This is a genomic window from Paenibacillus sp. T2-29, from assembly GCF_052921365.1.
In genome coordinates, this window is sequence record NZ_JBREVE010000010.1 from 89345 (window position 1) to 112734 (window position 23390).

Sequence of the window (23390 nt, forward strand, 5' to 3'; positions counted from 1 at the left end):
GCCTTCATCCTTTCTCTGCTCACTCGATCCATACGTCATTTTGCAACGCAATCAGACCACGCAGTTCATCATCAGACATTTCGGTGAGCCAATGTTCTCCAGAGCCGACAACCTGCTCGGAAAGGGCCTTTTTGCTCTCGATCAGCTCGTCGATTCTTTCCTCCAGTGTCCCCTGACAAATCAGCTTGTGCACTTGTACGTTGCGGCTTTGGCCAATACGGAATACTCGGTCTGTCGCCTGATTTTCCACCGCAGGATTCCACCAGCGATCATAGTGAATGACATGGCTGGCACGCGTCAGGTTCAGACCCACGCCACCTGCACGCAAGGAAAGTACGAATATATTCGGTCCTTTTCCCTGCTGGAAGTTGTGAACCATTTCGTCCCGTCTGGTTTTCGCCAGTCCTCCATGCAGGAAATATGGCTCTTCTCCCAAAATCTTGGCCAAACGGGATACCAGCAGTTCTCCCATCGACACATATTGGGTGAAAATCAGCGCCGATTCATCGTTCTCGCGAATGGTTTCTACCAATTCCAGCAGTCGCTCCATTTTACCCGAGTTTTCTGTTTTACTGCTGTCAGCACGGCCTGGGATGATCAAACCCGGATGGTCACAGATTTGCTTCAACTTGGTCAGCGATGACAGAACAAGCCCCTTACGGGCCATACCGACCTGCCCATCCAATGTTCCTAATAATTGATCCACCACACCGCGGTATAATCCGGCCTGTTCTGGTGTCAGTACACAATAGGACTTCAACTCCAGCTTCTCTGGCAAATCCTTGCGAATATCCGGGTCGCTTTTGAGCCGACGCAGCATGAACGGGGAGACGAGGCGATGAAGCTCACGCAACGCGGACCCTCGCTCCTCTCCTGCCAGACTGTACCGCTGGCGGAATGAAGATGCCGTACCGAGATACCCTGGATTCAAAAACTGAAAAATAGACCACAGCTCGCTTAGCCGATTCTCTACCGGCGTGCCCGTCATGGCAATTCGATGCGGGGCGGACAACTTCATGACGCTTTGTGCCTGCTTAGTGCGTGCATTTTTTATATATTGCGCCTCATCCAACACAATGGAAGACCAGTAGACCGCAGATAAATCGCTGCCGTCCCGGCCCGCCAAATGATAGGTAGTGAGGACGATATCATACTCTCGTACATTTTCCTGAAACAGCTCACCGTGGAGTCGCTGGTTGCCATGGTGAATATAAAGCGACAAATCCGGTGAAAAACGCTTCAATTCCCGCTGCCAGTTGCCAAGCAAAGACGTCGGACAGATAATTAACGCCGGACGCTGATCATCTGCGCCGATGCCACCATCGAGCAAACAGGTAATAACCTGAATCGTTTTACCCAGCCCCATGTCGTCGGCAAGACACACACCAAAGCCCAATCCGCGCATCGCAGCCAGCCATTGAAAGCCACGCTCTTGATACGGCCGTAGTGCACCATGCAGCGTCTCCGGCACAGGCCGCGGCTCTACGGAACGGAGTACCCCGCCCTCAGCCAACGAGGCAAGCAATCCGGCGGATTCCGCGCCAAAGATGGACAAGCCCTTCCACGAGGCCTCGCCTGCACTTTCATTTTCCGCAGCCAAATGCATCCATTCAGACAAGCTCATTTCACCGTTTTCTCCGCGCTTGATAAAACGCAGCACCTGACGAATTTCCTTGGGATCTACCTCAATCCATTCCCCTCCGAGACGTACATAAGGCAAATTGGCCGCGACGATGCTTTCCAATTCCTCCATCGTCAAGGTCGTATCCCCCAGCACAGCCTCGGCATCAAACGAAATCATGCGGTTAATGCCAACCGACGATGTATCGGCGATCACACCATCTGGCTTGGCACCCTGCTCTGTCGAGCGCATTTTAAGCCGCAAGCCTGCACGTCTTCGCCCCTCCCGGCTCCAGCGTGAAGGCATTTGCACAGTGATACCATTCTTTTGTAAAGAAGGTACGGCTTCCGTCAGGAAGCGGAAGAACATCTCCGGCTCCAGGGTCAGTCCCTCGGGATAAGGGCGGTTTAATGCTTCCTGCAATATAGGTGCCGCTTCAGCCGCCTGTCCGAGCCTCGTCAGCAGTTGCGCCTGTACTTGACGGTACACAATTTCACCGCGAACCAGATCACGTTCCGGATATGCCCACAATGCCAAAGCAGGCAGTCGTAATCCGGGCTCAGCATCGCTTTCTGCCCAAAAGGTAATGCGCCATTCCTGGATACTCTCTTCCAAAGAAGGCTCCAAACGAAGGCACAGACGCAATTGCCCTTCAACGGGTTCCTTGGCTTCCCGTTCCGTTATAGGCATCGTGCTTCCCTTAAGAGAGGACGCCTGAAGCACCAGCTCCTCCATCTCAGCAGGCGTTCCCTGAATCGCAACCTGACGCGAACCTGTCAACAGACTGTTCCACCACAGCTCCGCCAGTGGTGATCCTCCGCGCCGATAATCTGCCCGATATCGTCCCAATTCACGATCTGACGCAGCCAGCACCGCGGTCGTTTCTGCATGAACGACCGCACACAAGAAGGAATACAGCACCATTCCAGCTGCATCCTCACGTGTTTCTGGCTCCTTGCCCGCAAAAACGGCCGGAGCTGCCATACAAACAGCCGGCATCGCAGCTGCCAGCTCATGAAAGCGGCGGATGTCCTCCTCTTCGCGAAGCCGAGGAATCCACACCCCTACCGCCGCATCCGGGCCGCGCCGTCGCGGTCCAGATGGACGCGCCTCTGTAAGTGATGGCACGATTTCGCCCCGCTGCATCAGCTCCAGCGCAAAATAAGCAGCCTTTTGCCAATATTGCATTTCCTCGCCAAGCGTAATGCCCGATGCCGCACAGCCCTTCTCGTCCATGCGAGTCAGCAGAGTCATCGTCTCGCGGGGTTCCAGTGCCAGACCCTCCAGCGTACGCCCCAGCATGGAACGTCTCTTGCCACCTCTGCCTGCGGTTTCCACGCGAGCATTGTTAGGTATCCGCACCTCGGCAAGACGCAACGCAGCCTGCCGAAACGGCCGAAGGTCTCCCTTTAGCGTCAGCCTGCGGATTACACTGCTCCACGCATCAATACGTGGTTCCGACGTCTCACCAGAAAAGCAAAAAAACACATCTCCGAGCCATATTCCATAAAGCGGTTGATTCATATCTGTCTCCCGTCCAGCCTTTTGAATTATTACTCTTCATCATATACGAAAACGGGCTCATTTCAAAACTTTATCACAAAAATAAATGGAAAGTCATACGTTAATAACCTTAAATATTCATGTGATTAACTATAAGCACTGCCTCTTATTCTTCATCATCCTTCAGATAAGGATTCAGGCTGTCTTGCAGCAATTTCCTGACCAGCATACGCAGTTCTTGCGGATATACGACCTCGGCTTCTGGCCCATACTTTAACAAAAGTCTGGATACATACCTAAACTCTTCAACGGGGATATGTCCGTGCCATTCCTGACCCAGGCCTTCCTGATGGGAGACATTGTGGAAGAGGGTATCTGATTCGGCCAACCTAGCACCCAATGCGGTAAATTTTATTTTGGACGGAATTCCTACACGGGAATCCTCTGAAGCCAACCATGCTTGAAGGGTGGGGAGGCTGTCCAAGGTTTCATCTAGTATCGTGATGGTGATCACCCGATCTGAACGGTACAGAATGATGCGGTCTTTGTTATGCGCTGGCATATACCAATATCCGTGATCAAAATAAAGCCCAATCGGATATACCTGGGTCCACTTTGCCCCGGAAGCGGAGCGGTAGTGCATGTTCACCCTGCGCTTGTTTAGTGCAGCCTCCAAAATGAGCGAGGTGTAGGGTGAGTCTGCGTGAGTAGGTATCATACGAAAAGAAATGTAATCCTTTAATTGGTCAATGCTGTCCTGTACATCCTGGGGAAGCTCGGCATAATAATGCTCGGACAAATGTCCACGAACCGATCCAAAAGGGATATCCGGAATGTCTTCCAGCAGTTGCAGCATGAGAAAAAGACCCAGTGCCTCGTCGCGCGCAAGATGAAGGGGAGGAAGAAGCCGATTGGGAAGTGCCCGGTATCCGCCATGAGGGCCCGTCTCGGTATACAGGGGCAACCCGGTTTGCTGCAGATAATCGAGATCTCTTTGTATCGTTCTGACGGAGACGCCAAAGCGTTCGGCCAACTCACGCGCCGTATATTTTTTTCGGGAATCCAGTATCCTCATAAGAGCAATTCTGCGTTCGTTCATAAGGTACTCCTCTAATCAAAAATAAAGTTTAGACGATCATTTAACTACGACAAAGTATGTCATAAATAGATTGTAACATAGAGATAAAAAGGAGTGATGAACGATGAAGGATTTGAAATCAAATGAAGTAGTGCTGTATATCGCCATGAGTCTCGACGGGTATATTGCGTTGCCTGACGGGTCGGTGGACTGGCTGTATGATGTCAAAGGAGATGGCGGGGACAATGGATACGCTGATTTTTACGATACTGTAAGTACAGTGCTGATGGGCAGGCTGACGTATGAGGAAGTGTTAAAGCTTTCGGATGATTTTCCTTATGCCGGAAAGCCGTGTTATGTACTCACCCGGTCATTGACGGAGCAACAGCAGGCACCACATGTTACATTTACGGACGAGGCTTTGTCTGAACTGGTTCCGCGTCTACAAAAACAATCGGAAGGTTTGGTATGGTTAGTAGGTGGGGGTCAGTTAGTTCAGGCCTTCATGCAGGCTGGGCTACTGGAAAAGGCGATCATTGCGATCATTCCCAAAGTACTGGGACAAGGAATACCCTTATTCCCAGAAGGAACGCTGCCAAGTACTTTTGAACTCCAAGAAATCGAACGCCGCGGGGATATTGTTCTACTTCATTATCATTTATAATTATGTTCACAAAAAAACCTTCGTATGCTCAGGATCATGCAATCTCCCTGACATACGAAGGCTCTACTGCGTATTTCATTTCATTATTTGGTCTTTAAATTATCCCATGTTCTCTGGAAATCCTCGAACAGCTTCCCGGCATCCGATTTACCTGCCACATAGGCTTGCATCTGACTTCCGAATTCTTGCTGTGCTCCTTCAGGATAACGGCTAAAGAACCAGCCCAGCAGTTTATTTTCCTGACTATATTTCACTACTTCGGCACCCAGTTGACCCATATCGGCCTCGTCGCCTTTGATGCTCTTGAACGCCGGAATGAACTTAAACTCCTTGGTGATATACTTTTTCCCCTGCTCGGATGTCACTATCCAGTTTAAGAACTCTTTGGCCTCAGCTTTGACAGACGAATTTTTATTAACCACCCAGTTATTGGCAACCCCTACAAACAGCTTATCTCCGGCTGTTGCGTCTTCACCAATCGGCATAGGCAGGATACCCAGATTCAGCTTCGGATTAATTCCGTCAATTTGGACCTGAGTCCAGTTCCCTTGCTGCATCATGGCAGCTTTGCCAGTGGCAAAGTTCGTTACCTGCGTATTGTAATCAGTCGTGAGTGGCTTCGAATTGCCATACTTGAGCGTCAGATCGAGCAGCTTAATCCATTCGGCGAATACAGCATTGCCTGGAATTTTGGCTGTACCATCATTCAGTCCCTTGACGAAGGCCGAGGGGTCTGGCTGATTGGCAAATGCCACGTTCAGCAAATGATTACCCAGCACCCAAAACTCCTGGTATCCATTGGAAAAAGGTGTGATCCCTGCGGCTTGCAGCTTTTGCGCAGCAGCCTCCAGCTCGGATAGTGTTTTAGGAGGCTCGGTGATTCCAGCCTTTTTGAACAAATCCTTATTGTAAATAAAGCCGTACCCTTCCAGATTCATCGGCTGACCGTACAGTTTGCCTTCCTTGGTCATCGGTTCTTTGGCGACATCGACCACATCACCAACCCAAGGCTGGTCGGACAGGTCCTCCAAATATTCCAGCCACGTATCCAGCTCACGATAACCGCCGACGTTAAAAACATCCGGCTGTTCGCCAGAGGCAAACTTGGCCTTCAACGCCGCCCCATAGTCACTACCCCCACCTACGGTCTGAATGTCGAGCTTAATCCCCGGGTGAGTCGCTTCATACTCCCCCTTCATGCGATTTAGTGCTTCTGCAATCTCTACTTTAAACTGAAAAATGTGAATGGTTTTCTCCTTAACTTCCTCATTGCTTGCATCTTGCCCCCCACTGCTGTTACATCCCGCCAAAACCAGAGCAAAAGCTGCAAAAAGCAAAATCAGTGCTTGGGCTTTCTTCTTAAAAGTATGCGTTTTCATTTTGATGTTCCTTTCTATTCTAGGTTTCATAGCACCATAATCAACACTCAACCTTTAACCGAGCCTGCCATGATACCTTGTATAATATATTTTTGCATGGCCAGAAAGAACGCGATGACCGGCAAAATACCCAGCACCAGAGCTGGCAAAGCCAAATCCCACTGCTTCGTGTATTGTCCGAAAAAGGCATAGGTTGCAATCGGAATGGTGCGCAATTCAGCCTTTTGCAGTACCAGAGAAGGCAGTAGATAGTCATTCCAGATCCAGAGTGTATTCAAAATAATAACCGTTACCATCATGGGCAGCATCAACGGATATACAATCCGGAAAAACACCCCGTAAGGCGTGCAACCGTCCACTGTAGCTGCTTCTTCCACCTCAACAGGCACACCTTTGACGAATCCGTGAAAGAGAAAGATGGACATAGGAGCCCCGAATCCCAGATAACAGATTACCAGACCACTAATACTGTTCATTAAATCCAGCGTACTTACAACCTTGACCAAAGGAATCATCACCGATTGGAAAGGAATGACCATCGCAGCCACGAACAGGCTGAACAGTACCCGATTGTAACGTGTTGGACGCCGAACCATTCGATAGGCAGCCATTGAGCTGATCAGTACGAGCAGCAGATTGCTGACCACCGTAACCACGAGTGAGTTCCATAACGCTTCAGGAAAACGCGTGATGCTCCAAGCTCTAGCATAGTTGCTCCATACAAAGGTTTGTGGCCAGGCCGCAGAATCGGTGAGCAAGTCACCAAAGCTTTTGACTGAATTCACGAACAAAAAGTAAAACGGGACGAGGAATACCAATGCGACGAGGATCATCACCAACTCGGTCGCCCAGGTTCCAACGCGGTAGCGATTGTTTGTTTCCATTTACGATTCCACCTCCCGGCTTTTCGTCAGGCGTACCTGAAGGCTCGTAACGAGAGCAACAATGATAAAGAAGATAAGTGCTTTAGCCGTTCCCAACCCATAACGATTATTGACAAACGCTTCATTGTATATATTGAGTGCCACTGACTCTGTAGAACCAAAGGGACCACCCTTCGTCAATGACAGGTTGAGATCGAACATTTTAAACGACCATGATATCGCCAGGAAGAGACATACCGTAATGGCGGGCATGATCAAAGGCAGTATAATCGACCGCAAGATTTGCATCCGACTCGCCCCATCAATCTCGGCTGCCTCCAGCATATCCCGGGGCACATTGGTAAGGGAAGAGATATAAATCACCATTAAATATCCGGCTGTTTGCCAGATAAACACGATCACAATGCCCCAAAAGGCCGTAATCTCATCTCCCAGCCAGGATAGGTTGAAGAAGGATAACCCCGTACTCTCGCCGATCGCTGCAAATCCCTTGACGAAAATAAACTGCCAGATAAAACCGAGCAACAGACCTCCGATCACATTAGGCATGAAAAAAATAGTTCGAAGCACATTTTTTGTTTTTAGCGGCTTGGTTAGAAAATACGCCAGCAGAAAACCAAAAATATTGGCAGCTACCACTCCAATCACCGTAAAACGGACGGTAAACCAGAACGCTGTCCCGAATTTGTCATCATTAAATAAAATGTGACTGAAATTATCCAGCCCGACCCACTTTGCCTGATTGGCTACCCCATTCCACTCTGTAAAAGAATAGTACATTCCTAGCATGAAAGGGATTACAATAATGATAACGAAAAATAACGTCGATGGCCCTACAAAAATCCATTGCTGGAGCCATTGCGACGACTTGGCGCGATTCAAACCGATCCCCCCTTTGTTCTCTTTGGTGTCTGGAACGCTCCTCTACGGCATCCTTGCAAGCAGTGTGGACGTTGAATCCGTATGGATATGCGATTCACATGTTCATTATGTCGAATAAGCGCTCTGGAGAACACGCAAGATCGTGAACCATTAGGGGGGAAAATATTGACCTCTGGCTTGCCTTGAATTGTGAAAGGAGCTACCTGCATGAAATTTCATAGCATTCGTTCTCGCCTAATCTGGTTTCTACTCATTGCGGTCACTCTTCCGTTGCTGCTTTCAATGACCATGACCTTCATCCTCACCAAGCAATCCTTACGGGAACAGGCCACCCAAGAAAACGAACGGCTTATTTTTCAGGGAATTACGAATCTGGATAACTATTTACAGGGATTAAATCGCGCATCGATCGGAGTCTATAATGACCCTCATTTTCTGCGCAACCTGGCTAAAATTCCGGATGATTACCGGGCCGTTGCCGAGATTTACACCACGCTGCAAACGATGATGAATGCTTCCTCAGGCATTGACCAGGTGTACTTGCATTCGTTTGAGGCTGGGCAATCTACACTGATTACCAGCACGGTCCCTCTACGGGAGTTCCGGCTGGAGCCCTTCACCGGTTCTATTCATTACGGTTCTTCCGGGCTGTTCATACAACCCTCGCACATAAAGCATTTGTACGGCTTTTCAGCAGTTTCCTATGCTGAGCAGAATACAAAGCGGCAGGTATTTACACTCCACCGGGCGATTCGGAACATTCCGTCTTCAGAAACGCTTGGGGTACTGGCTATAGATGTTGATCTGGAGCCGCTGCGCAGTATTTGCCGTCAGTTGTATGATGCAGATACAGAGGAGCTATTTTTAATTGATCGGAACGGAACGATCATATATAGCGGAAAAGAATCATCCATTGGAACACACTGGAAGGAATCTGGCCTACTCAAGCGAATTTCTAAAGAAGACGAGCACGGTGTAATTGAAGATGATACAGCACTGCACGTATATGGCAAACTGGATGCCAATCTGTCAGGCTGGACGCTCGTCAAGAAAATCCCTCATCGGACGCTTTATTTGCGGGCTACCCAACTGACCCAGATCAATGCGGTCATTACAGGCACAGCGTTGCTGCTCGTTATTGTTGCCACGTTATGGATTTCAATAAAAATTACGGAACCTATTAAACGGCTGACTCGCTACATAAACCAGATTCAGTCCGGTCAGCTGGATGTAGACATCCGGGCGATGAGTAACGATGAGATTGGAGTGCTGTCGCGTCGTTTCAGACAGATGATGGATACCATCAATAACCTCATTTTGCGGGAATACAAGCTGGAACTGGCTAACAAGACACACCAATTGAAAGCGCTTCAGGCACAGATTAATCCTCATTTTTTATATAATACGCTACAGTCTATTGGAACACTGGCTCTACAGCATGAGGTGCCGCGAATCTATTCTCTGCTCTCTTCCCTTGCCAAAATGCTGCGCTATAACATGCGAGACCATACGGTTGTTACACTTAAGGAAGAAGCTGAGCATGTAAAACAATATCTTGATTTGCAAAAGGAACGCTTCGGTGAGCAATTAGAAGTCACCTATCAATGGGATGATCAAGTTCTGAATGATCGAGTGCCTAAAATGATTCTCCAGCCATTGGTGGAAAACTACTTTAAACACGGTGCCGATCCCCGGCTGGGGCCTGGTAAGATTCGTATTACAGCCTTCCGAATCCGGGAAGGCATTGTGAGGATTGAAGTGGAAAATAACGGCGCGTCGATTCCACCAACCGAGTTGGAGCAGCTCCAGCAAATGCTGAAACGTCCGCTGAAAGCCCATGAAGAATCAGACCCTAGCGAGCAGAACTCCATTGGTCTTCGTAATGTTCTATTACGTATCCAACTTCACTCGGAGGATGGTTCTAATACCCTGTGTGTAGACAATATTCTGCCTCATGGCGTTCGTTTCACACTTGAAATTCGCACTGAGCCCCATACAGAAATTCATATTAAGGGAGAGTGATCTGTCAATGAAGGTCCTGATTGTGGATGATGAAAAGCATGTACGTCACGCCATTCGGATGCTTGTACATTGGGAAGCTTACGGTGTGACCGAGGTGATTGAGGCTGAATCGGGCGATCAGGCGATTGAGGTCATTACCGCACTTTCCCCGCCCGTGGTACTCACAGATATGCGAATGCCTGGTAGAGATGGAGTAGCCTTGATGGAGTGGATTCAGGCGAATTCTCCAGCTACCAGAGTCGTGGTGGTCAGTGGCTATGATGATTTTGAGTTAGTTCGGCAGGCCATTCGCCGGGGAGGTATGGACTATATTCTTAAGCCTGTAGATCCGGTAGAGATCAATGAGGCGCTCAGTAAAGCTACTCAAGCTTGGCGGACAGCGGAACAAGACCGGAACAGGCAGACCATGCAGGCTATGGAGGTCAACCGGATGAGGCCGCACTATGCTGATAAACTCCTGACCGAGCTCATTTCCGGTACATCGCTTTCCATCACGCCTTTACGTGAGGAGCTGCGTCTCCCGCCAGCTATTCAGGTATGTAATGCGGCAGTGATGAGTACCACTCAACTGGATGCCGATATACTCGACAAATATAAAACGCGTCGCGCGCTTCTAGGCTTTTCCCTCATGAACATCTGCAACGAATTTCTGGGTACCTCTCAGACCGGAGTTGCATTCCGTCATCTGGAGCGTACGGACGAAATTATTCTGCTATATTGGGGGGAGCCGGCTCGTTGGCCAGTGCTCTTGCAGGACATTCACGCAGGGATTAGAACGGCGCTGCGATGCTACATGCACATCGGGATTGGTTCTTTCGGAACCTTTCCCGTGGGGGCAGCCACAGCCTACCAAGAAGCACGGCAAGCACTGTGGAAACGGGATGTGCTACAGGCCACCAACTGGATGCACGAGAGTTCTCCGGCCCGGCAGACCGTTCGTCTTCCCCAGTTGTCTGAAATGGAAGAAGAACTACGGCTTAGTGCGCTCAGCTGTAATGCCAGTCGCGTATCTATGGCGGTAAGCAGCTGGATGGAAGCCGTAGCCGTACTGCCTTCGGTTACAGCAGAGCAGCTAGCCGGCTGGAATCAAGAGCTGGATTGGATGCTGGCTCGCTGGCTGAATGACAGACCTGGAGATACCGAAGGCGAGGAACTGACGGATGAGTCGAGCACCATTCCTGCCTTGCCGGTCGACAATCGCGGCATGCTTTCCCTGCCTTTATGGAAAAAACAAATCGAAAATCGATTGCTGGCAGCCGGTCAGGCACTTACACCAAGCCATAGCCCCAACAATCCGACGATCCGTGATATTGCCCGCTATCTGGATGCTCACTACGACGAGGACATTTCTCTACAGGATATAGCGAGCCGCTTTTATCTCAGCCGAGAATATATTTCTCGTAAGTTCAAGCAGGAGTACGGGGTCAATCTGTCCGATTATTTGTGCCAGATCAGGATGGGCAAGGCAAAGCTACTACTGCTGAATGACAAGCTGCGGCTTCATCATATTGCCGGTATGGTCGGATATCAGGATGAGAAATACTTTGGCAAGGTGTTCAAAAAGCTTGAGGGTGTCACGCCTGGCGAATTCAGAAGGCGCCATTCTGCAAATCCTCAGCCGTCATCGCATATAACACATGATCTTCCCACACACCATTAATCTTCAAATAGTTGAGAGCCAGCCCTTCGCGGCGAAATCCCGCCTTTTCCATCACTCGATGGGAGGGCGTATTTCTTGGCATGACTCCAGCTTGAATACGGTGTAATTCCAACTCATTCAAGGCATAGTGCACAATATCCTTCACTGCGGAGGTTGCATAGCCTTGTCCATGATATGCAGGATCTACGAGGTAGCCCAGATTGGCATTTTGGAAAGGACCTCTGGCAACACCAGACAGCTCCATTCTGCCGATTAGCTTGTCATTTTCCGGCAAAAAAAGTCCGAACGTATATCCCTGTCCAGCTTGTGCGGCTTCTAAGCCGTTGGAAATCAGACGCGCCTGTTCTTCCAGGGTAAAGTAATATTCAGGTCGTTCTGGCTCGTACGGCTTGAAGAAATCAAAATTTTCACGTCTGATCTCCAATAAACGTTCAGCATCACTTACTTGTAACAATCGAATCTGTAACCCCAGATGGGTGGACCTCATCGAAATCACACCATTCGTTTCATGAAACATTATTATTACCTTCTTTCTATGTTATTCCTATATAATTGTAAATCACGGTTATGAGACAAGAAAATACCCTAGGCGCATGAACGCAGCCTAGGGTATTATTATTCAAAATTTAGTCCGTAACCGGCATCCAGCCAGGGATGGTCGTCAGTGCACCCCACAAATAATCAGGAATGACCAGCTCCTGCTGGGCTTGCTTGGATAATGTCGTGCGAATGGTATCTTCTGTGCCGTTTTGCACCTTCTGAACCCATTGCGGCTCCATCAGCAACGGACGTCCCAATGAAACAAGCGGTACACCTGTCTCCAGTGCTGCAAGCGCCTCATCCGGTGTATTCAGTGAACCAACGCCCATGACTGGCACACGGTTCCCAACCTTTTCATGGATGAGAACCGTACGTGACCGTTCGTCACTACGGTCACGGAACGAACCGCCGAAGAAATGATTTACGGAAATGTGCAGGTAATCCAGCCCTTCATCTGCCAGGCGGTCTACAAGCACCATCGTATCATCCAGCGTGATGCCTGGCGTGTGTCCTTCCTCAGGAGACAAGCGGTATCCGAAGATGAACGGACGCTTCGCATGTTCTGCGATCACTTTCTTCACTTCGTGAACAATCGCCAGCGGAAAGGTCAAGCGTTTTTCAAGGCTTCCTCCCCATTCATCCGTACGAATGTTGGAATGTGGGGAAAAGAACTGCTGCACCAGGTAGCCGTTCGCTCCGTGAAGTTCCACACCATCATAGCCTGCTTCAATCGCGCGGCGAGTTGCTTCGCCATAGGCACGGATGACGCGGTGGATATCGTCAGATGTCATTTCACGCGGCACAGGTGCGCCTTCTTTTTCCTCGGCTACTGCGCTTGCACTAATTGGTTGTCCGTCTGGAATTTGATCCGGCGGACACAGACGGCCACCATGATAAATTTGCAGGATCGCTTTCGCGCCCTCCTGATGAATCGTATCTGCCAGACGGCGTAGGCTAGGAATCATTTCATCCTTGTCCGCACCAAACTCATTAACAAATCCTTTACCATCTGGAGTTACATACACACAAGCGGTAATAACCGCGCCCACACCACCGGAGCGTTCACGGTAGTATGCCAGTTCCTCATCACTGACTTCGCCATTTTCGTGGGAAGCAAAGTTAGTCATAGGGGCCATCGTAATGCGGTTCTTCAATGTAACACCGGATGGCAGAGTAAATGCTTCAAATAAAGGATTATATTTCGGATTCATTCGTTCTCTCTCCTTCAGTTTAAGTCAGAACAGATCATATAAGGCTTTTGAGCATGAAACGATTGCGAATACGAATTCGATATCATTTTTCTTCCATGACAAAGCCTATCTACCGTGCTTACTTAAATACAGTGGTTATAATAACCACAGTATAATGATCCGCCCCTACAAAGTCAAATCTATCCTTTCTGATCTCCCTTAAACTGTCCGAAAAAACCGAATTTCAGCCACTTGTCATTAGCTATTGACAGTCGCTTAATTGCCTCCGGCTATGCTATCTTTCTCCTCTCGGCGGGAGAACCAGGTCGCCAGCAACGAGCCGGAAATATTATGCCACACGCTAAAAATCGCACTCGGTACAGCAGCAATCGGATTAAAATGAGCTGCTGCCAACGCAGCGCCCAGCCCGGAATTCTGCATTCCCGTTTCCAGCGTAACGGCCTTACGTTTGGAAAGATTCATGCCAAACAGCTTGGCAAACCAATATCCGAGCAGAAAGCCGATACCGTTATGCAAAATAACCACAGCAAAAATAATCGGGCCTGTCTCCAAAATCTTGCCTTTGCTGCCTGCAACCACAATAGCCACAATGAGTACAATTGCCAATGTTGAAATGAGCGGCAGCGCCTTAACACTCGCTTCCGCCTGTTTGCGAAATAGCGACTTGACGATTACACCCAACACGATCGGGACAATAACTACGATGAGAATATCCATGATCAGCGACTTTGCATCAATATTCATCCAGCGTCCGGCAAGCAGACTAATCATCGCCGGGGTCGCCAGTGGAGCAATCAGCGTCGACACTGAGGCAATCGATACGCCAAGCGCCACGTCGCCTTTGGATAAGAGCGTCATTACGTTGGATGCAGTTCCACTCGGGCAACAGCCGACCAAAATAACACCCACCGCAATATCCGGTGGAAGCTGTAATACTAATGCCAATACAAAAGCGAGAAATGGCATGATCAGATAATGCCCGACCACTCCTATAGCCACATCCACTGGACGCCGGAATACTTCACGAAAGTCAGCTGCAGATAAAGTCAGTCCCATCCCGAACATGACAATGCCCAGAAATAGCTGTATGTATCCTTTCAACCCTGTAAACGCCGTAGGAAAGAAAAATCCCAAACATGCAAACAAAAGCACCCAGATGGAAAAGGTCCCACCTACAAATTTACCTGCTTTCTCTAATCCTCTCATTCTACTAATCCCCTTATTTCTATATAAGCTGAATTTAAGTAAATTCACATCGGAAGCATCTTCCGTCTGCGTATTAGCTCCCCAATGTGAACTCTTCATTCAGCTCATATAGTGCTTAAAATTTTTACCATTGTACTACATATGAATGTATATACATACAACTTTTTATGATTATATTGGGTTCAAGAAACTTTTTCCCGTTCGGACATATTTGAAAGCAAAGTGGGTATATTCATAGTAGAAGATAGTGACCAGTCGGTCATTTTGAACATCATTCGTTGAGGAGGAGTTATTCCTATGTCACGAAGCCATCCGTATAAATGGTGGAATATTATCGCATTCATCGCTGTCGTTCTCGTTAACATTCTGGCTTCTACACTTCCTATTGGCGGAAGAAGCACTGCGGCTGTATCCAACATGTATCCTACCTTAATTACGCCAGCAGGTTACGCTTTTTCCATCTGGTCGGTCATCTACGTGCTGCTCGCCTGTTTTGCCGTGTACCAAGCTACATCTACAGGGCAAGCCAAGACAAGCGTTCAGTCTATCGGTATTTTCTTTATTTTGAGCTGTCTCTTCAACATCATCTGGATTTTCCTATGGCAGTATGTATACGTAGAGCTGTGCGTGATCGTCATTATTCTATACTTGCTCTCCCTATTCGTCGTATATACACGTACCCGTACACCGCAACCAACTCGCGGAGAAATGTGGTTCGTCAAGCTGCCTTTCAGTCTGAACCTCGGTTGGGTATCCGTTGCTACCCTCATCAACATTGCAGTAGCACTGGAAAAGAATGAATGGAGTGGCTGGGGGCTCAGCGATACGATATGGGCGATCATCATCCTGCTTATTGGCGCCGCATTAGCCATCTTGGTCAGCTTTCCTTATCGTGACAGCATCTACCCGCTTGTATTTGTATGGGCCTATGTCGCTATCGCCATCGAGCATCCGAACAATGAAAATGTACGGCTGGCTGCATGGATCTTGTCGGCAATCATCCTGGTATACGCGCTATGGCTATTCTTTGCCCGTAATCGAGACCGGGATTAAAGTCAACGAATATAATCTCCTAACAAGCACAAGCGAGCATGGGTCTGAATTATTTAACCCAAGCTCGCTTGCTTCGTTTTTTATTAAATATGATCAGGCATAGACTTTAATCAAATCTAAAAGCTTGCTTGTCGATTGATCAGTATTTATTTTCTCCATATTACGAATGTAATCCGACCTTTTTTCATACAAACGAAGAATCATGTCGACAAATCGTTCAGATTCCAGATCTTCTTCTTCTAAAAACTCACACAAGCCTTGTGCTTTAAATGATTTTGCATTTAGAATCTGATCTCCCCTGCTGACTGCCTTTGAAAGAGGAATCAACAGCATAGGCTTGCGCAGCGTCAAGAATTCAAAAATGGAATTTGAACCTGCCCTGGAAACAACCATATCTGCCATCGTCATTACATCCGCCAATTCATCGTTTATGTATTCAAATTGCTTATAACCATTCGTACGAATAGATTCATTCACTTGGTCCTTACCACAAATATGCACGATTTGAAAATGAGCAAGCAAAGCCTCTAAATTTAACCAGACCAGCTCATTGATCTTCTTGGAACCTAAACTCCCACCCATGATCAGCATGCTGGGCTTATTTCGAGTAAAACCGCAGTAGGCCAACCCTTTGGCTGCCTTCCCCTCTTTTAGTTCATCTCTCACAATAGCACCAATATACCGGGTATTCTTTGAGCGAAAATATTCAGTTGTTTCAGGAAAAGTAGTACAAATTTCGGTAGCAAACATGCTGGAAATCTTATTCGCTAATCCAGGGGTAAGATCAGATTCATGGATGATGACTGGGACTTTGTTCAGCCACCCAGCCAATACCACAGGAACAGAAACAAACCCGCCTTTTGAAAAAATAATATCCGGTTTTTCTTTCTTTATAATCCGGTATGCTTGAGAAATCCCCTTTAGCACTTTAAACGGGTCCTTAACATTATTCCAGTCAAAATATCTACGTAGTTTCCCAGTTGCGACACTAAAATAACACACATCTTCTAGCCCCGAGATCAAATTCTTTTCAATCCCTTGTTCTGAGCCTATGTATTGGACACTCCAATGTTGTTCCAGTAAGTGAGGAATCAAAGCTAGGTTTACTGCTACATGTCCTGAAGAGCCTCCACCAGTGAACATTATTTTTTTATTCATCATCTCCACCTCCACTTTGTATACAAAGAACAACACATATTACATTCAAAACAACCGGATGCCACTATAGTAGTGACACCCGGTTGTCATGCAAACTATATATTTTATGAACAAACCTTGCCAACTATTCGCCCTTCAGTGCAATGACTTCAATCTCCACCAGTGCATCCTTAGGCAGACGAGCTACCTCGACCGCACTGCGCGCTGGATACGGTTGCTCAAAGAAAGAACTGTACACCTCATTGACGCTGACAAAATCGTTCATGTCCTTCAGGAATACAGTCGCTTTCACAACCTGGTTCATGTTGCTGCCTGCTGCTTCCAGAATAGCTTGTACATTGCTCAAGGACAGGCGAGCCTGCTCCTGTACATCCTTGCCAAACTCACCTGTTGCCGGATTCAGCCCAAGCTGTCCTGAGGTGTAAATAAACCCGCCTGCCTCTACCGCTTGACTATAGGGTCCGATCGCACCGGGTGCTTTTTCAGTAGCAATTGTTTTTTTCATAAGGGTTGGATTCTCCTTCCTGATACTGGTTCACCGTATTATAGCATGTGAAGTCCAAAGCCACTATTCCGTGTGACGGTTTGCAATGGTGCTACATTTTTTTATTTCCGCTGTAACCTTTAACGCCCATGTAACATCTAATTCCTGTAACCTGCTACACAATAGATTGTACAAAATCAAATACAGGTACAAGTACAATGATTATAGCTAGTAGTATAGACGGGAAAGGAGTACCATCCTTTGAATCTCGAAACAATTTTACACCAAGCAAGGAATGGGGACCGCAAGGCGTTCGTCGCCTTGATGAAACATATGGAATCCGATATGTATGGCATGGCGCGTTCCATTCTTCGCAGCAATGAGGATTGCGCGGACGCAATGCAAGAAGCGATGCTCAAAGCATACAAGTCTCTGGGTGAGCTACGTGAACCTCGCTATTTTAAAACATGGCTGCTTCGTATTCTCATTAATGAATGCCATCTCATGATCCGCAAGCAAAAACGGGTTGTACCCGTCGCGGAATTTATAAAGGAACCGTCCACCTCGGGCGGATACGAAAAAATCGAACTGCGCGAGGCCATCGACCATTTGGAGGAATCCATGCGAACCGTGATTTCCCTGCACTATTTGCGCGATATGCCGATCAGGGAAATATCAGAGTTACTGGATCTATCAGAGGGTGCCGTCAAAACACGATTGCACCGTGCTCGCAGAACATTAATGGACCTGCTACAAAATCGCGGAGAAAGGAAGGTGACCTTTCAATGAATCCTTCAGGGTTTGAAAAACAGGATCAAGAGCTGGATGAGAAATTACAATTGGAAAAGGAAAACTTGGAAGCAGAAATGGTAGTAATCCCTGATTTGGTAAGGCAACGCCTAGATGCATTTTATGCACAAATGGAATCGGATCCGGAACTGCTACCCAACCGCCCATCCTCCCATCTATCCGTTAAAAGGTTTTTTCGGGGAACTGCAATTACCGCTGCTTCTGCAGCGCTCATTGGCGTTATGATCATTGGTAGCGCCTTTGTTTCGCCTACAATGGCGGAGTCATTGAAACAGGTCCCTCTTGTTGATAGTGTGTTCAAGCTAGCTGGGGATCTTGGGCTGCAAACCGCTGACCAGAAAGGGTTGGCCACTTCCGTAAACCTTAGTATTACCCATAGCGGTATTACATTGAAGGTACCTCAAATCATATTTGACGGGACACGCTTGGTCGTGGCGTTGGAAAAGAGTGGTGGGGATTCACCACATGAACCCCTGTATCCAACTACCAATACGCAAGGACAGGAAGAGGATATGGTGGAGAAAATAGACCTGTTCATCAATGGGACGTCGGTCAACAGCAACAGTAGCGCCTTCAATCTCATGTATGGTCGTCCGGGCAAAGACAATAATTCTATGCTGATTGCGTATATGCGTGACCCTGCCAGTGGTAAATCCGCCTTACCAGATCAGTTTGAGCTAGAGGTATATGCAAAGTTAAAAGGTGTACCCGAGCCGTTCCGCATACAAACCACGGTTCACAAAACTAAAATAAATAACAAGATACTTCAGCCGCAAATGAGCAAATCTAATCCGTATCTTGCATTTACGGTAGAAAAGTTAGAAATTACCCCCATCACAACCAAGATCACAACGTCATTCAAAATGCTGACCGATATTGCACATATGCCAGATGAGTACACTGTAGAGCGTGAGTACAATAACATGAAGAACGGACACACGATCCAGTACACCAAAAGGGAATTGGATATACTCGATTATGCTGTATTCGACGAGCAGGGAAGAGAGCTTCAATTGCTGAGCGGTTCTGGAGTTCCCCATACCCAAGAACGTGACAGCAAAATGATCACACTGTTTACTCCTTTTGTGGACACTCCCCAGAAGATCATCTTCAAGCCGTATATCTTGCCAACCCAACCAGGAGGTAGTGCCCTACTCGATGCTAATGGCAACTGGCCACGCCATTACATGGATGAATTAGAGATTACGATCGATGTGCCGCAAAATACAAACCACTCATAAAACACGAATAACGCCGCTGCTACCCGAGTCATTGGGCAACAGCGGCGTTATTGTCATTTTCTAATCCTAAGCATGGTTTTATACATTGTCATCAGGAATAGTTCCTGTACCAGGTTCCTCATCATCGGAGGTTAGTTCCGCACCGATGACCCGAATGATGTCGTTCGGATAAATATGTACACCGCTCGCCTGCGCGAGAGCAATTCGGACCATAGCTCGTGCGATGAACGAAGCGGGGATAGCGCGGTAGGAAGCGAGCCTGCCTGTCATCAGGCCGTCTAGCGCCTTCATGACAACCGTGGCTGCGGCTTCGCCAAAACGCCGTTCAGACCTCGCTCCCAAAATGAGCGATGGACGGAACAAATGCAGTGCAGGCAGCCCAATCGCGGCAAGCGCCTCTTCAGCTTCACCCTTGGTGCGGTTATAAAACACACGTGAATCCGGATCAGCGCCCATTGCAGAGACCGCAAGCATTTGTACCGCTCCAGCTTCTTTGCCCAACTGGGCTGTCAGAACGGGATAGTCCAGATCCACCTGTCGAAATCGCTCCTTGGAGCCTGCCTTTTTCATCGTTGTCCCAAGGCAGCAAAACACATCATCCACCCCTTCGAGGGCGAAGGCCGACTTCTGTGGTTGTTTCCAGTCGATTAACGCCTGCTCCAGCTTGGGATGCTTGATGTCCAATGGACGCCTGCCCATAACCATGACGCGGGTGTATTCTTTTTGCACCAGCAGCTCACGTACAACATAACCCCCGACAAGCCCTGTGCCACCCACAACGACCGCTTTACGTTCCATATATACCTCCTAACGCTCCTTGTTCCCATGATTGCGATCAGGTTAATTTAAACGGCTGTTCGTCCGCCTCCTTGCTGTCGGACGGACACATAGGCAGGTACAGGGAAAAAGTACTTCCCTTGCCCTCTTCACTCTCCAGACGGATAAACCCGCCTAACAAGCGGGAAAAATCACGGCTGATGGACAACCCCAGCCCGGTTCCACCATATTTACGATTAATCGAACCGTTCGCCTGCTGGAATGCCTCAAAAATAACATGTTGCTGAAGCTTGGATATACCGATGCCTGTATCTTTTACAGCAAATACAACCCAATCTCCCTCCTGGCCTTTTCGATCCAAATGCTGTGTGCTGATTTCCAGCAATACACGTCCTTTATGAGTAAACTTAAAGGCATTGGACAATAGATTGCGTAAAATTTGCTGTACTCGTTTGGAATCGGATCGGATTTCATCCGGTATATATTCATGCACTTTCAAGTTGAATTCCAGGTTTTTATCCTTCGCTGTGACTTCAAAATGCATCATCATCCCCTGCGCAATCTCACGCACACTGACTGGCTCACTTACGATTTCCATGTGCCCAGCCTCGACCTTGGATAAGTCCAGAATGTCATTGATCAGTTGGAGCAAATCATGCCCCGAGGCATAGATTAGATCACTGTACTGGTATAGCTCGTCCTCATCCAGCTCTTTTCCCTGCTCGTTGATAATCTGTGCCAGGTTAATAATGCTGTTAAGTGGTGTACGTAACTCATGCGACATCGTTGCCATAAAATCCGATTTATACTGGGAAGCCATCATGAGCTGCTTGGCGCGTTCCTCTAAAATAACCTTTGCCTTCTGCAACTTATCACGCTGCTCTGACAATAACTCATTCGCCTGTTGAATCTGATAGTTTCGCTGCTGCTCCATCTGAAAATCACGTAATATCAGTGCAAATAAAAAGCTGAGGATCACGCCGATAGGCAGTGTAAGAGGAACAACCTCTGCTACATAATAGCGCCAGGGAATGACGCCCAGGAAAGCAATATTTAACGTATTTACAATATTAACCGCTAAAATGGTTACGGATGCCTTAATAATCAAGCGCCAGGTGGAGCGGCGCATCCAGTAGTTCAATCCGGCACACAATACACCCAAAATGCTCATATTCAGAAACCCGACCCACGCCGCCATATTCAGACCGAAAGAAAATCTTGTAAGACCGATCGCTACCCCAATAATAATCAGCGTGTAGGAACGGGGATACACCAACGCTGCGATAATTAGCGGAACAAAACGCAGATCAAAAATAACGGTTTCATTGAAGTTAAAACCAAAGCAAGAGCTGACCCATCCGCCAAATACCACCAGCAACACCGAACTGACATATTTGAACCGCGTAGACGTACGACTCAAACCATATTTATAAATCACGTTCGCCACATAGGCAACAGCAATCAGCATCCCCAAATTCATTAGAAACATCATTGAAAATTGCATGGATTCACACTCCCATTGCGCAAGAAATTGGATGCCAGGCCTATGCTAGCCGATTTTGCCTTACTCGTACATCATAACATGAAGCCCCATCTTTCGACATATCCAAAGAGGCTTGCGTGTGTGTATAAAAAAAGCGAACCGCAACGGCTCGCCCTAGTGGGAGTATCTATAGAGTCAGCTTAGAATGCCTTTGTTCCGGCGCCACTCCTTGACAAATAATTCGGCAAAGTAAGGGTCCCACTGGGTTCCTTTACCCTCTTCCAATATCATAACCGCCTTCTCTTCCTTCATCCCTTTCCGATAAGGGCGATCCGACGTCATCGCATCATAGGCATCTGCTACGGCTATGATTCGCCCAAATAGGGGAATATCTTCCCCGGAGAGCTGATCAGGGTATCCCTTGCCATCGTAACGCTCATGATGAGAGCGCACCCCAGGCAGATAAGGGGCCATAGCATAAGCCGGCTCCACTTGCCGAAGAATACTCTCCCCCATAACCGGATGCATTTTAATCTGGTCAAACTCCTCGTCCGTCAGCTTGCCATCCTTAAACAGCACAGCGTCAGCCACACCGATTTTACCGATATCATGCAGCAAGGCTGTTTTACGCAGCAAGTCAAGGTCCGTCTCGCTCAAACCGCCCTTTCGCCCAATGAGTACAGAGTATTCAGCCACGCGCAACGAATGTCCTGCGGTATAGGCATCCCGCGCATCCAGCGCTGCAGCCAAAGTGGCAAAATAACTGTCTAATAGCTGACCGTTCTTTTCCTCTCGTTCCTTCAGGCCCTCGATCATCATGTTAAATCCTTCGACAAGCTCCGCAAATTCGTCCGAATACAAGTCACTGGCGTTACTATTCAGGCGGCCTTCCTTCACTTCATTCATTTTTTCCAACAAGTGATGGATGGGCTGTTCGATCTCACGGGTCAGCAATCTTCCCCCCAGATAAGCAAAAGCTACACCAAATATTAAAATCGTACCCGCCCATGCCCAATAGGAGCCGGAATCCGTCGCTTCCAAACGTTCCAGCCGAATCTGTGTAGCTAAACAAAACAGAAACAGAGGAAAAGCACCAATTAACGTTGCACTTAACTGAAACTTATGCCGAAGTGATAGCAGAACTCGTCCTCGCAGGGAAAGGTTCAATCCATATTGCTGGTAGGTCCGATCCCGAATTTCCTCCAGTAGCGGTTTGATTGCTCTCATGGTCAGAAAAAATTCAACCAGTGCATGCATGGAAGCGACCAGACAAGCTCCTATACAGGCGATTCCTACATAATAAAAGGGAAAGGTAAGTTGTCCAGTATGTATCATCCATAATGCAATAACGGCTGCCGGGATAGAGAAGCCTAACAAATGCGGCCCAACAATACGCAAAACTGACAAATTAGGCAGATGGTGAACCCGAATGTACACCGCTTCTACATCCTTGAGCGTCTCCTGGTTTCCTTGAAAAAAACGATGAACAGGTCTTAAATGCATTCGAAACACTATGGTTTCACAAACAATCATAATGACGCTGGAAAATGCAACAATTTTGACAAGACCCAGAAGCTCATAGTGGGCTACATTTAACGTGGAAAATACAAAAATCATACATACCAGTAGTACAGCAATAAATGAACCTATAATATAGTTCAGGATAACATGCTGAATAAAGCGCTTATAGATCGGCAAAATGCTACCCCTCTTTTCATCCGTACGCTCATAAGA

Annotated in this window: 19 protein-coding genes; 6 read left to right on the forward strand and 13 right to left on the reverse strand. The window is 47.8% G+C overall.

What is annotated here, in order from left to right:
* Window positions 1–19: 19 nt before the first annotated feature.
* Window positions 20–3145, reverse strand: coding sequence for a DEAD/DEAH box helicase (locus ACU1JV_RS22445; RefSeq protein WP_413987450.1), 3126 nt, complete (start codon window positions 3143–3145; stop codon window positions 20–22).
* 145 nt (window positions 3146–3290) lie between these two features.
* Window positions 3291–4223 carry a helix-turn-helix transcriptional regulator gene (locus ACU1JV_RS22450; RefSeq protein WP_165083512.1) on the reverse strand — a complete coding sequence of 311 codons (933 nt, stop codon included), beginning with the start codon at window positions 4221–4223 and terminating at the stop codon, window positions 3291–3293.
* Window positions 4224–4326: 103 nt separating this feature from the next.
* Between ACU1JV_RS22450 and ACU1JV_RS22455 the strand changes: the two genes are divergently transcribed.
* Window positions 4327–4866 (forward strand): dihydrofolate reductase family protein, encoded by a 540-nt coding sequence (locus ACU1JV_RS22455; RefSeq protein WP_040102242.1) that lies wholly within the window; start codon window positions 4327–4329, stop codon window positions 4864–4866.
* An 83-nt stretch (window positions 4867–4949) separates the two neighbouring features.
* Here ACU1JV_RS22455 and ACU1JV_RS22460 read toward each other — a convergent pair whose 3' ends face one another.
* The 3 genes from ACU1JV_RS22460 to ACU1JV_RS22470 are packed head-to-tail and all read right to left on the reverse strand — an operon-like array spanning window position 4950 to window position 8011.
* Window positions 4950–6245 carry an ABC transporter substrate-binding protein gene (locus ACU1JV_RS22460; RefSeq protein ID WP_165083510.1) on the reverse strand — a complete coding sequence of 432 codons (1296 nt, stop codon included), beginning with the start codon at window positions 6243–6245 and terminating at the stop codon, window positions 4950–4952.
* 47 nt (window positions 6246–6292) lie between these two features.
* Window positions 6293–7129, reverse strand: coding sequence for a carbohydrate ABC transporter permease (locus tag ACU1JV_RS22465; RefSeq protein ID WP_013369186.1), 837 nt, complete (start codon window positions 7127–7129; stop codon window positions 6293–6295).
* Window positions 7130–8011 (reverse strand): carbohydrate ABC transporter permease, encoded by an 882-nt coding sequence (locus tag ACU1JV_RS22470; protein WP_013369185.1) that lies wholly within the window; start codon window positions 8009–8011, stop codon window positions 7130–7132.
* A 207-nt stretch (window positions 8012–8218) separates the two neighbouring features.
* Here ACU1JV_RS22470 and ACU1JV_RS22475 point away from each other — a divergent pair, with 207 nt between their 5' ends.
* Window positions 8219–10033 carry a sensor histidine kinase gene (locus ACU1JV_RS22475; protein ID WP_413987449.1) on the forward strand — a complete coding sequence of 605 codons (1815 nt, stop codon included), beginning with the start codon at window positions 8219–8221 and terminating at the stop codon, window positions 10031–10033.
* 7 nt (window positions 10034–10040) lie between these two features.
* Window positions 10041–11693 (forward strand): response regulator, encoded by a 1653-nt coding sequence (locus tag ACU1JV_RS22480; protein ID WP_058830592.1) that lies wholly within the window; start codon window positions 10041–10043, stop codon window positions 11691–11693.
* On the opposite strand, the gene ACU1JV_RS22485 is transcribed toward ACU1JV_RS22480, so the two are convergent.
* The 3 genes from ACU1JV_RS22485 to ACU1JV_RS22495 all read right to left on the reverse strand — a co-directional run bounded on the left by ACU1JV_RS22485 (window position 11623) and on the right by ACU1JV_RS22495 (window position 14650).
* Complete coding sequence (locus ACU1JV_RS22485) at window positions 11623–12210, reverse strand: GNAT family N-acetyltransferase (protein ID WP_165083502.1); 588 nt, start codon at window positions 12208–12210, stop codon at window positions 11623–11625. The genes ACU1JV_RS22480 and ACU1JV_RS22485 overlap by 71 nt on opposite strands.
* A 109-nt stretch (window positions 12211–12319) precedes the next feature.
* Complete coding sequence (locus tag ACU1JV_RS22490; protein WP_058710976.1) at window positions 12320–13444, reverse strand: NADH-dependent flavin oxidoreductase; 1125 nt, start codon at window positions 13442–13444, stop codon at window positions 12320–12322.
* Between the two features lie 255 nt (window positions 13445–13699).
* Window positions 13700–14650 (reverse strand): bile acid:sodium symporter family protein, encoded by a 951-nt coding sequence (locus ACU1JV_RS22495; protein WP_040102248.1) that lies wholly within the window; start codon window positions 14648–14650, stop codon window positions 13700–13702.
* A gap of 297 nt (window positions 14651–14947) precedes the next feature.
* Between ACU1JV_RS22495 and ACU1JV_RS22500 the strand changes: the two genes are divergently transcribed.
* Window positions 14948–15703, forward strand: a complete 756-nt coding sequence (locus ACU1JV_RS22500; RefSeq protein WP_025676216.1) for a tryptophan-rich sensory protein — start codon at window positions 14948–14950, stop codon at window positions 15701–15703.
* Between the two features lie 93 nt (window positions 15704–15796).
* Here the strand turns inward: ACU1JV_RS22500 and ACU1JV_RS22505 are convergent, their stop codons facing one another.
* On the reverse strand, window positions 15797–16861 hold the full coding sequence (locus ACU1JV_RS22505; protein ID WP_413987536.1) for an undecaprenyldiphospho-muramoylpentapeptide beta-N-acetylglucosaminyltransferase: 1065 nt from the start codon (window positions 16859–16861) through the stop codon (window positions 15797–15799).
* Window positions 16862–16985: 124 nt separating this feature from the next.
* Entirely contained in the window at window positions 16986–17366 is a 381-nt protein-coding gene (locus ACU1JV_RS22510; RefSeq protein WP_013308546.1) for a RidA family protein, read from the reverse strand.
* Between the two features lie 240 nt (window positions 17367–17606).
* Here ACU1JV_RS22510 and ACU1JV_RS22515 point away from each other — a divergent pair, with 240 nt between their 5' ends.
* Window positions 17607–18134 carry an RNA polymerase sigma factor gene (locus tag ACU1JV_RS22515; protein WP_064964277.1) on the forward strand — a complete coding sequence of 176 codons (528 nt, stop codon included), beginning with the start codon at window positions 17607–17609 and terminating at the stop codon, window positions 18132–18134.
* Window positions 18131–19396, forward strand: a complete 1266-nt coding sequence (locus ACU1JV_RS22520; RefSeq protein WP_413987448.1) for a DUF4179 domain-containing protein — start codon at window positions 18131–18133, stop codon at window positions 19394–19396. The genes ACU1JV_RS22515 and ACU1JV_RS22520 overlap by 4 nt, the downstream gene beginning before the upstream one ends.
* Before the next feature lie 78 nt (window positions 19397–19474).
* Here ACU1JV_RS22520 and ACU1JV_RS22525 read toward each other — a convergent pair whose 3' ends face one another.
* The 3 genes from ACU1JV_RS22525 to ACU1JV_RS22535 all read right to left on the reverse strand — a co-directional run bounded on the left by ACU1JV_RS22525 (window position 19475) and on the right by ACU1JV_RS22535 (window position 23354).
* Entirely contained in the window at window positions 19475–20194 is a 720-nt protein-coding gene (locus ACU1JV_RS22525) for an NAD(P)H-binding protein (protein ID WP_058830599.1), read from the reverse strand.
* 37 nt (window positions 20195–20231) lie between these two features.
* The gene (locus ACU1JV_RS22530) at window positions 20232–21677 is read right to left on the reverse strand and encodes an ATP-binding protein (protein WP_413987447.1); all 1446 of its coding nucleotides are present in this window, start codon (window positions 21675–21677) and stop codon (window positions 20232–20234) included.
* Between the two features lie 174 nt (window positions 21678–21851).
* Window positions 21852–23354: an HD-GYP domain-containing protein gene (locus ACU1JV_RS22535; protein ID WP_413987446.1), complete on the reverse strand. Its 1503-nt coding sequence runs from the start codon at window positions 23352–23354 to the stop codon at window positions 21852–21854.
* Window positions 23355–23390: the final 36 nt, after the last annotated feature.

Coding starts and splice junctions, on each gene's coding strand:
- ACU1JV_RS22475 (WP_413987449.1), top strand. CDS start 8,219: ATGAAATTTCATAGCATTCGTTCTCGCCTAATCTGGTTTCTACTCATT.
- ACU1JV_RS22480 (WP_058830592.1), top strand. CDS start 10,041: ATGAAGGTCCTGATTGTGGATGATGAAAAGCATGTACGTCACGCCATT.
- ACU1JV_RS22495 (WP_040102248.1), bottom strand. CDS start 14,650: ATGAGAGGATTAGAGAAAGCAGGTAAATTTGTAGGTGGGACCTTTTCC.
- ACU1JV_RS22460 (WP_165083510.1), bottom strand. CDS start 6,245: ATGAAAACGCATACTTTTAAGAAGAAAGCCCAAGCACTGATTTTGCTT.
- ACU1JV_RS22510 (WP_013308546.1), bottom strand. CDS start 17,366: ATGAAAAAAACAATTGCTACTGAAAAAGCACCCGGTGCGATCGGACCC.
- ACU1JV_RS22490 (WP_058710976.1), bottom strand. CDS start 13,444: ATGAATCCGAAATATAATCCTTTATTTGAAGCATTTACTCTGCCATCC.
- ACU1JV_RS22465 (WP_013369186.1), bottom strand. CDS start 7,129: ATGGAAACAAACAATCGCTACCGCGTTGGAACCTGGGCGACCGAGTTG.
- ACU1JV_RS22525 (WP_058830599.1), bottom strand. CDS start 20,194: ATGGAACGTAAAGCGGTCGTTGTGGGTGGCACAGGGCTTGTCGGGGGT.
- ACU1JV_RS22520 (WP_413987448.1), top strand. CDS start 18,131: ATGAATCCTTCAGGGTTTGAAAAACAGGATCAAGAGCTGGATGAGAAA.
- ACU1JV_RS22485 (WP_165083502.1), bottom strand. CDS start 12,210: ATGTTTCATGAAACGAATGGTGTGATTTCGATGAGGTCCACCCATCTG.
- ACU1JV_RS22500 (WP_025676216.1), top strand. CDS start 14,948: ATGTCACGAAGCCATCCGTATAAATGGTGGAATATTATCGCATTCATC.
- ACU1JV_RS22530 (WP_413987447.1), bottom strand. CDS start 21,677: ATGCAATTTTCAATGATGTTTCTAATGAATTTGGGGATGCTGATTGCT.
- ACU1JV_RS22505 (WP_413987536.1), bottom strand. CDS start 16,861: ATGAATAAAAAAATAATGTTCACTGGTGGAGGCTCTTCAGGACATGTA.
- ACU1JV_RS22445 (WP_413987450.1), bottom strand. CDS start 3,145: ATGAATCAACCGCTTTATGGAATATGGCTCGGAGATGTGTTTTTTTGC.
- ACU1JV_RS22455 (WP_040102242.1), top strand. CDS start 4,327: ATGAAGGATTTGAAATCAAATGAAGTAGTGCTGTATATCGCCATGAGT.
- ACU1JV_RS22450 (WP_165083512.1), bottom strand. CDS start 4,223: ATGAACGAACGCAGAATTGCTCTTATGAGGATACTGGATTCCCGAAAA.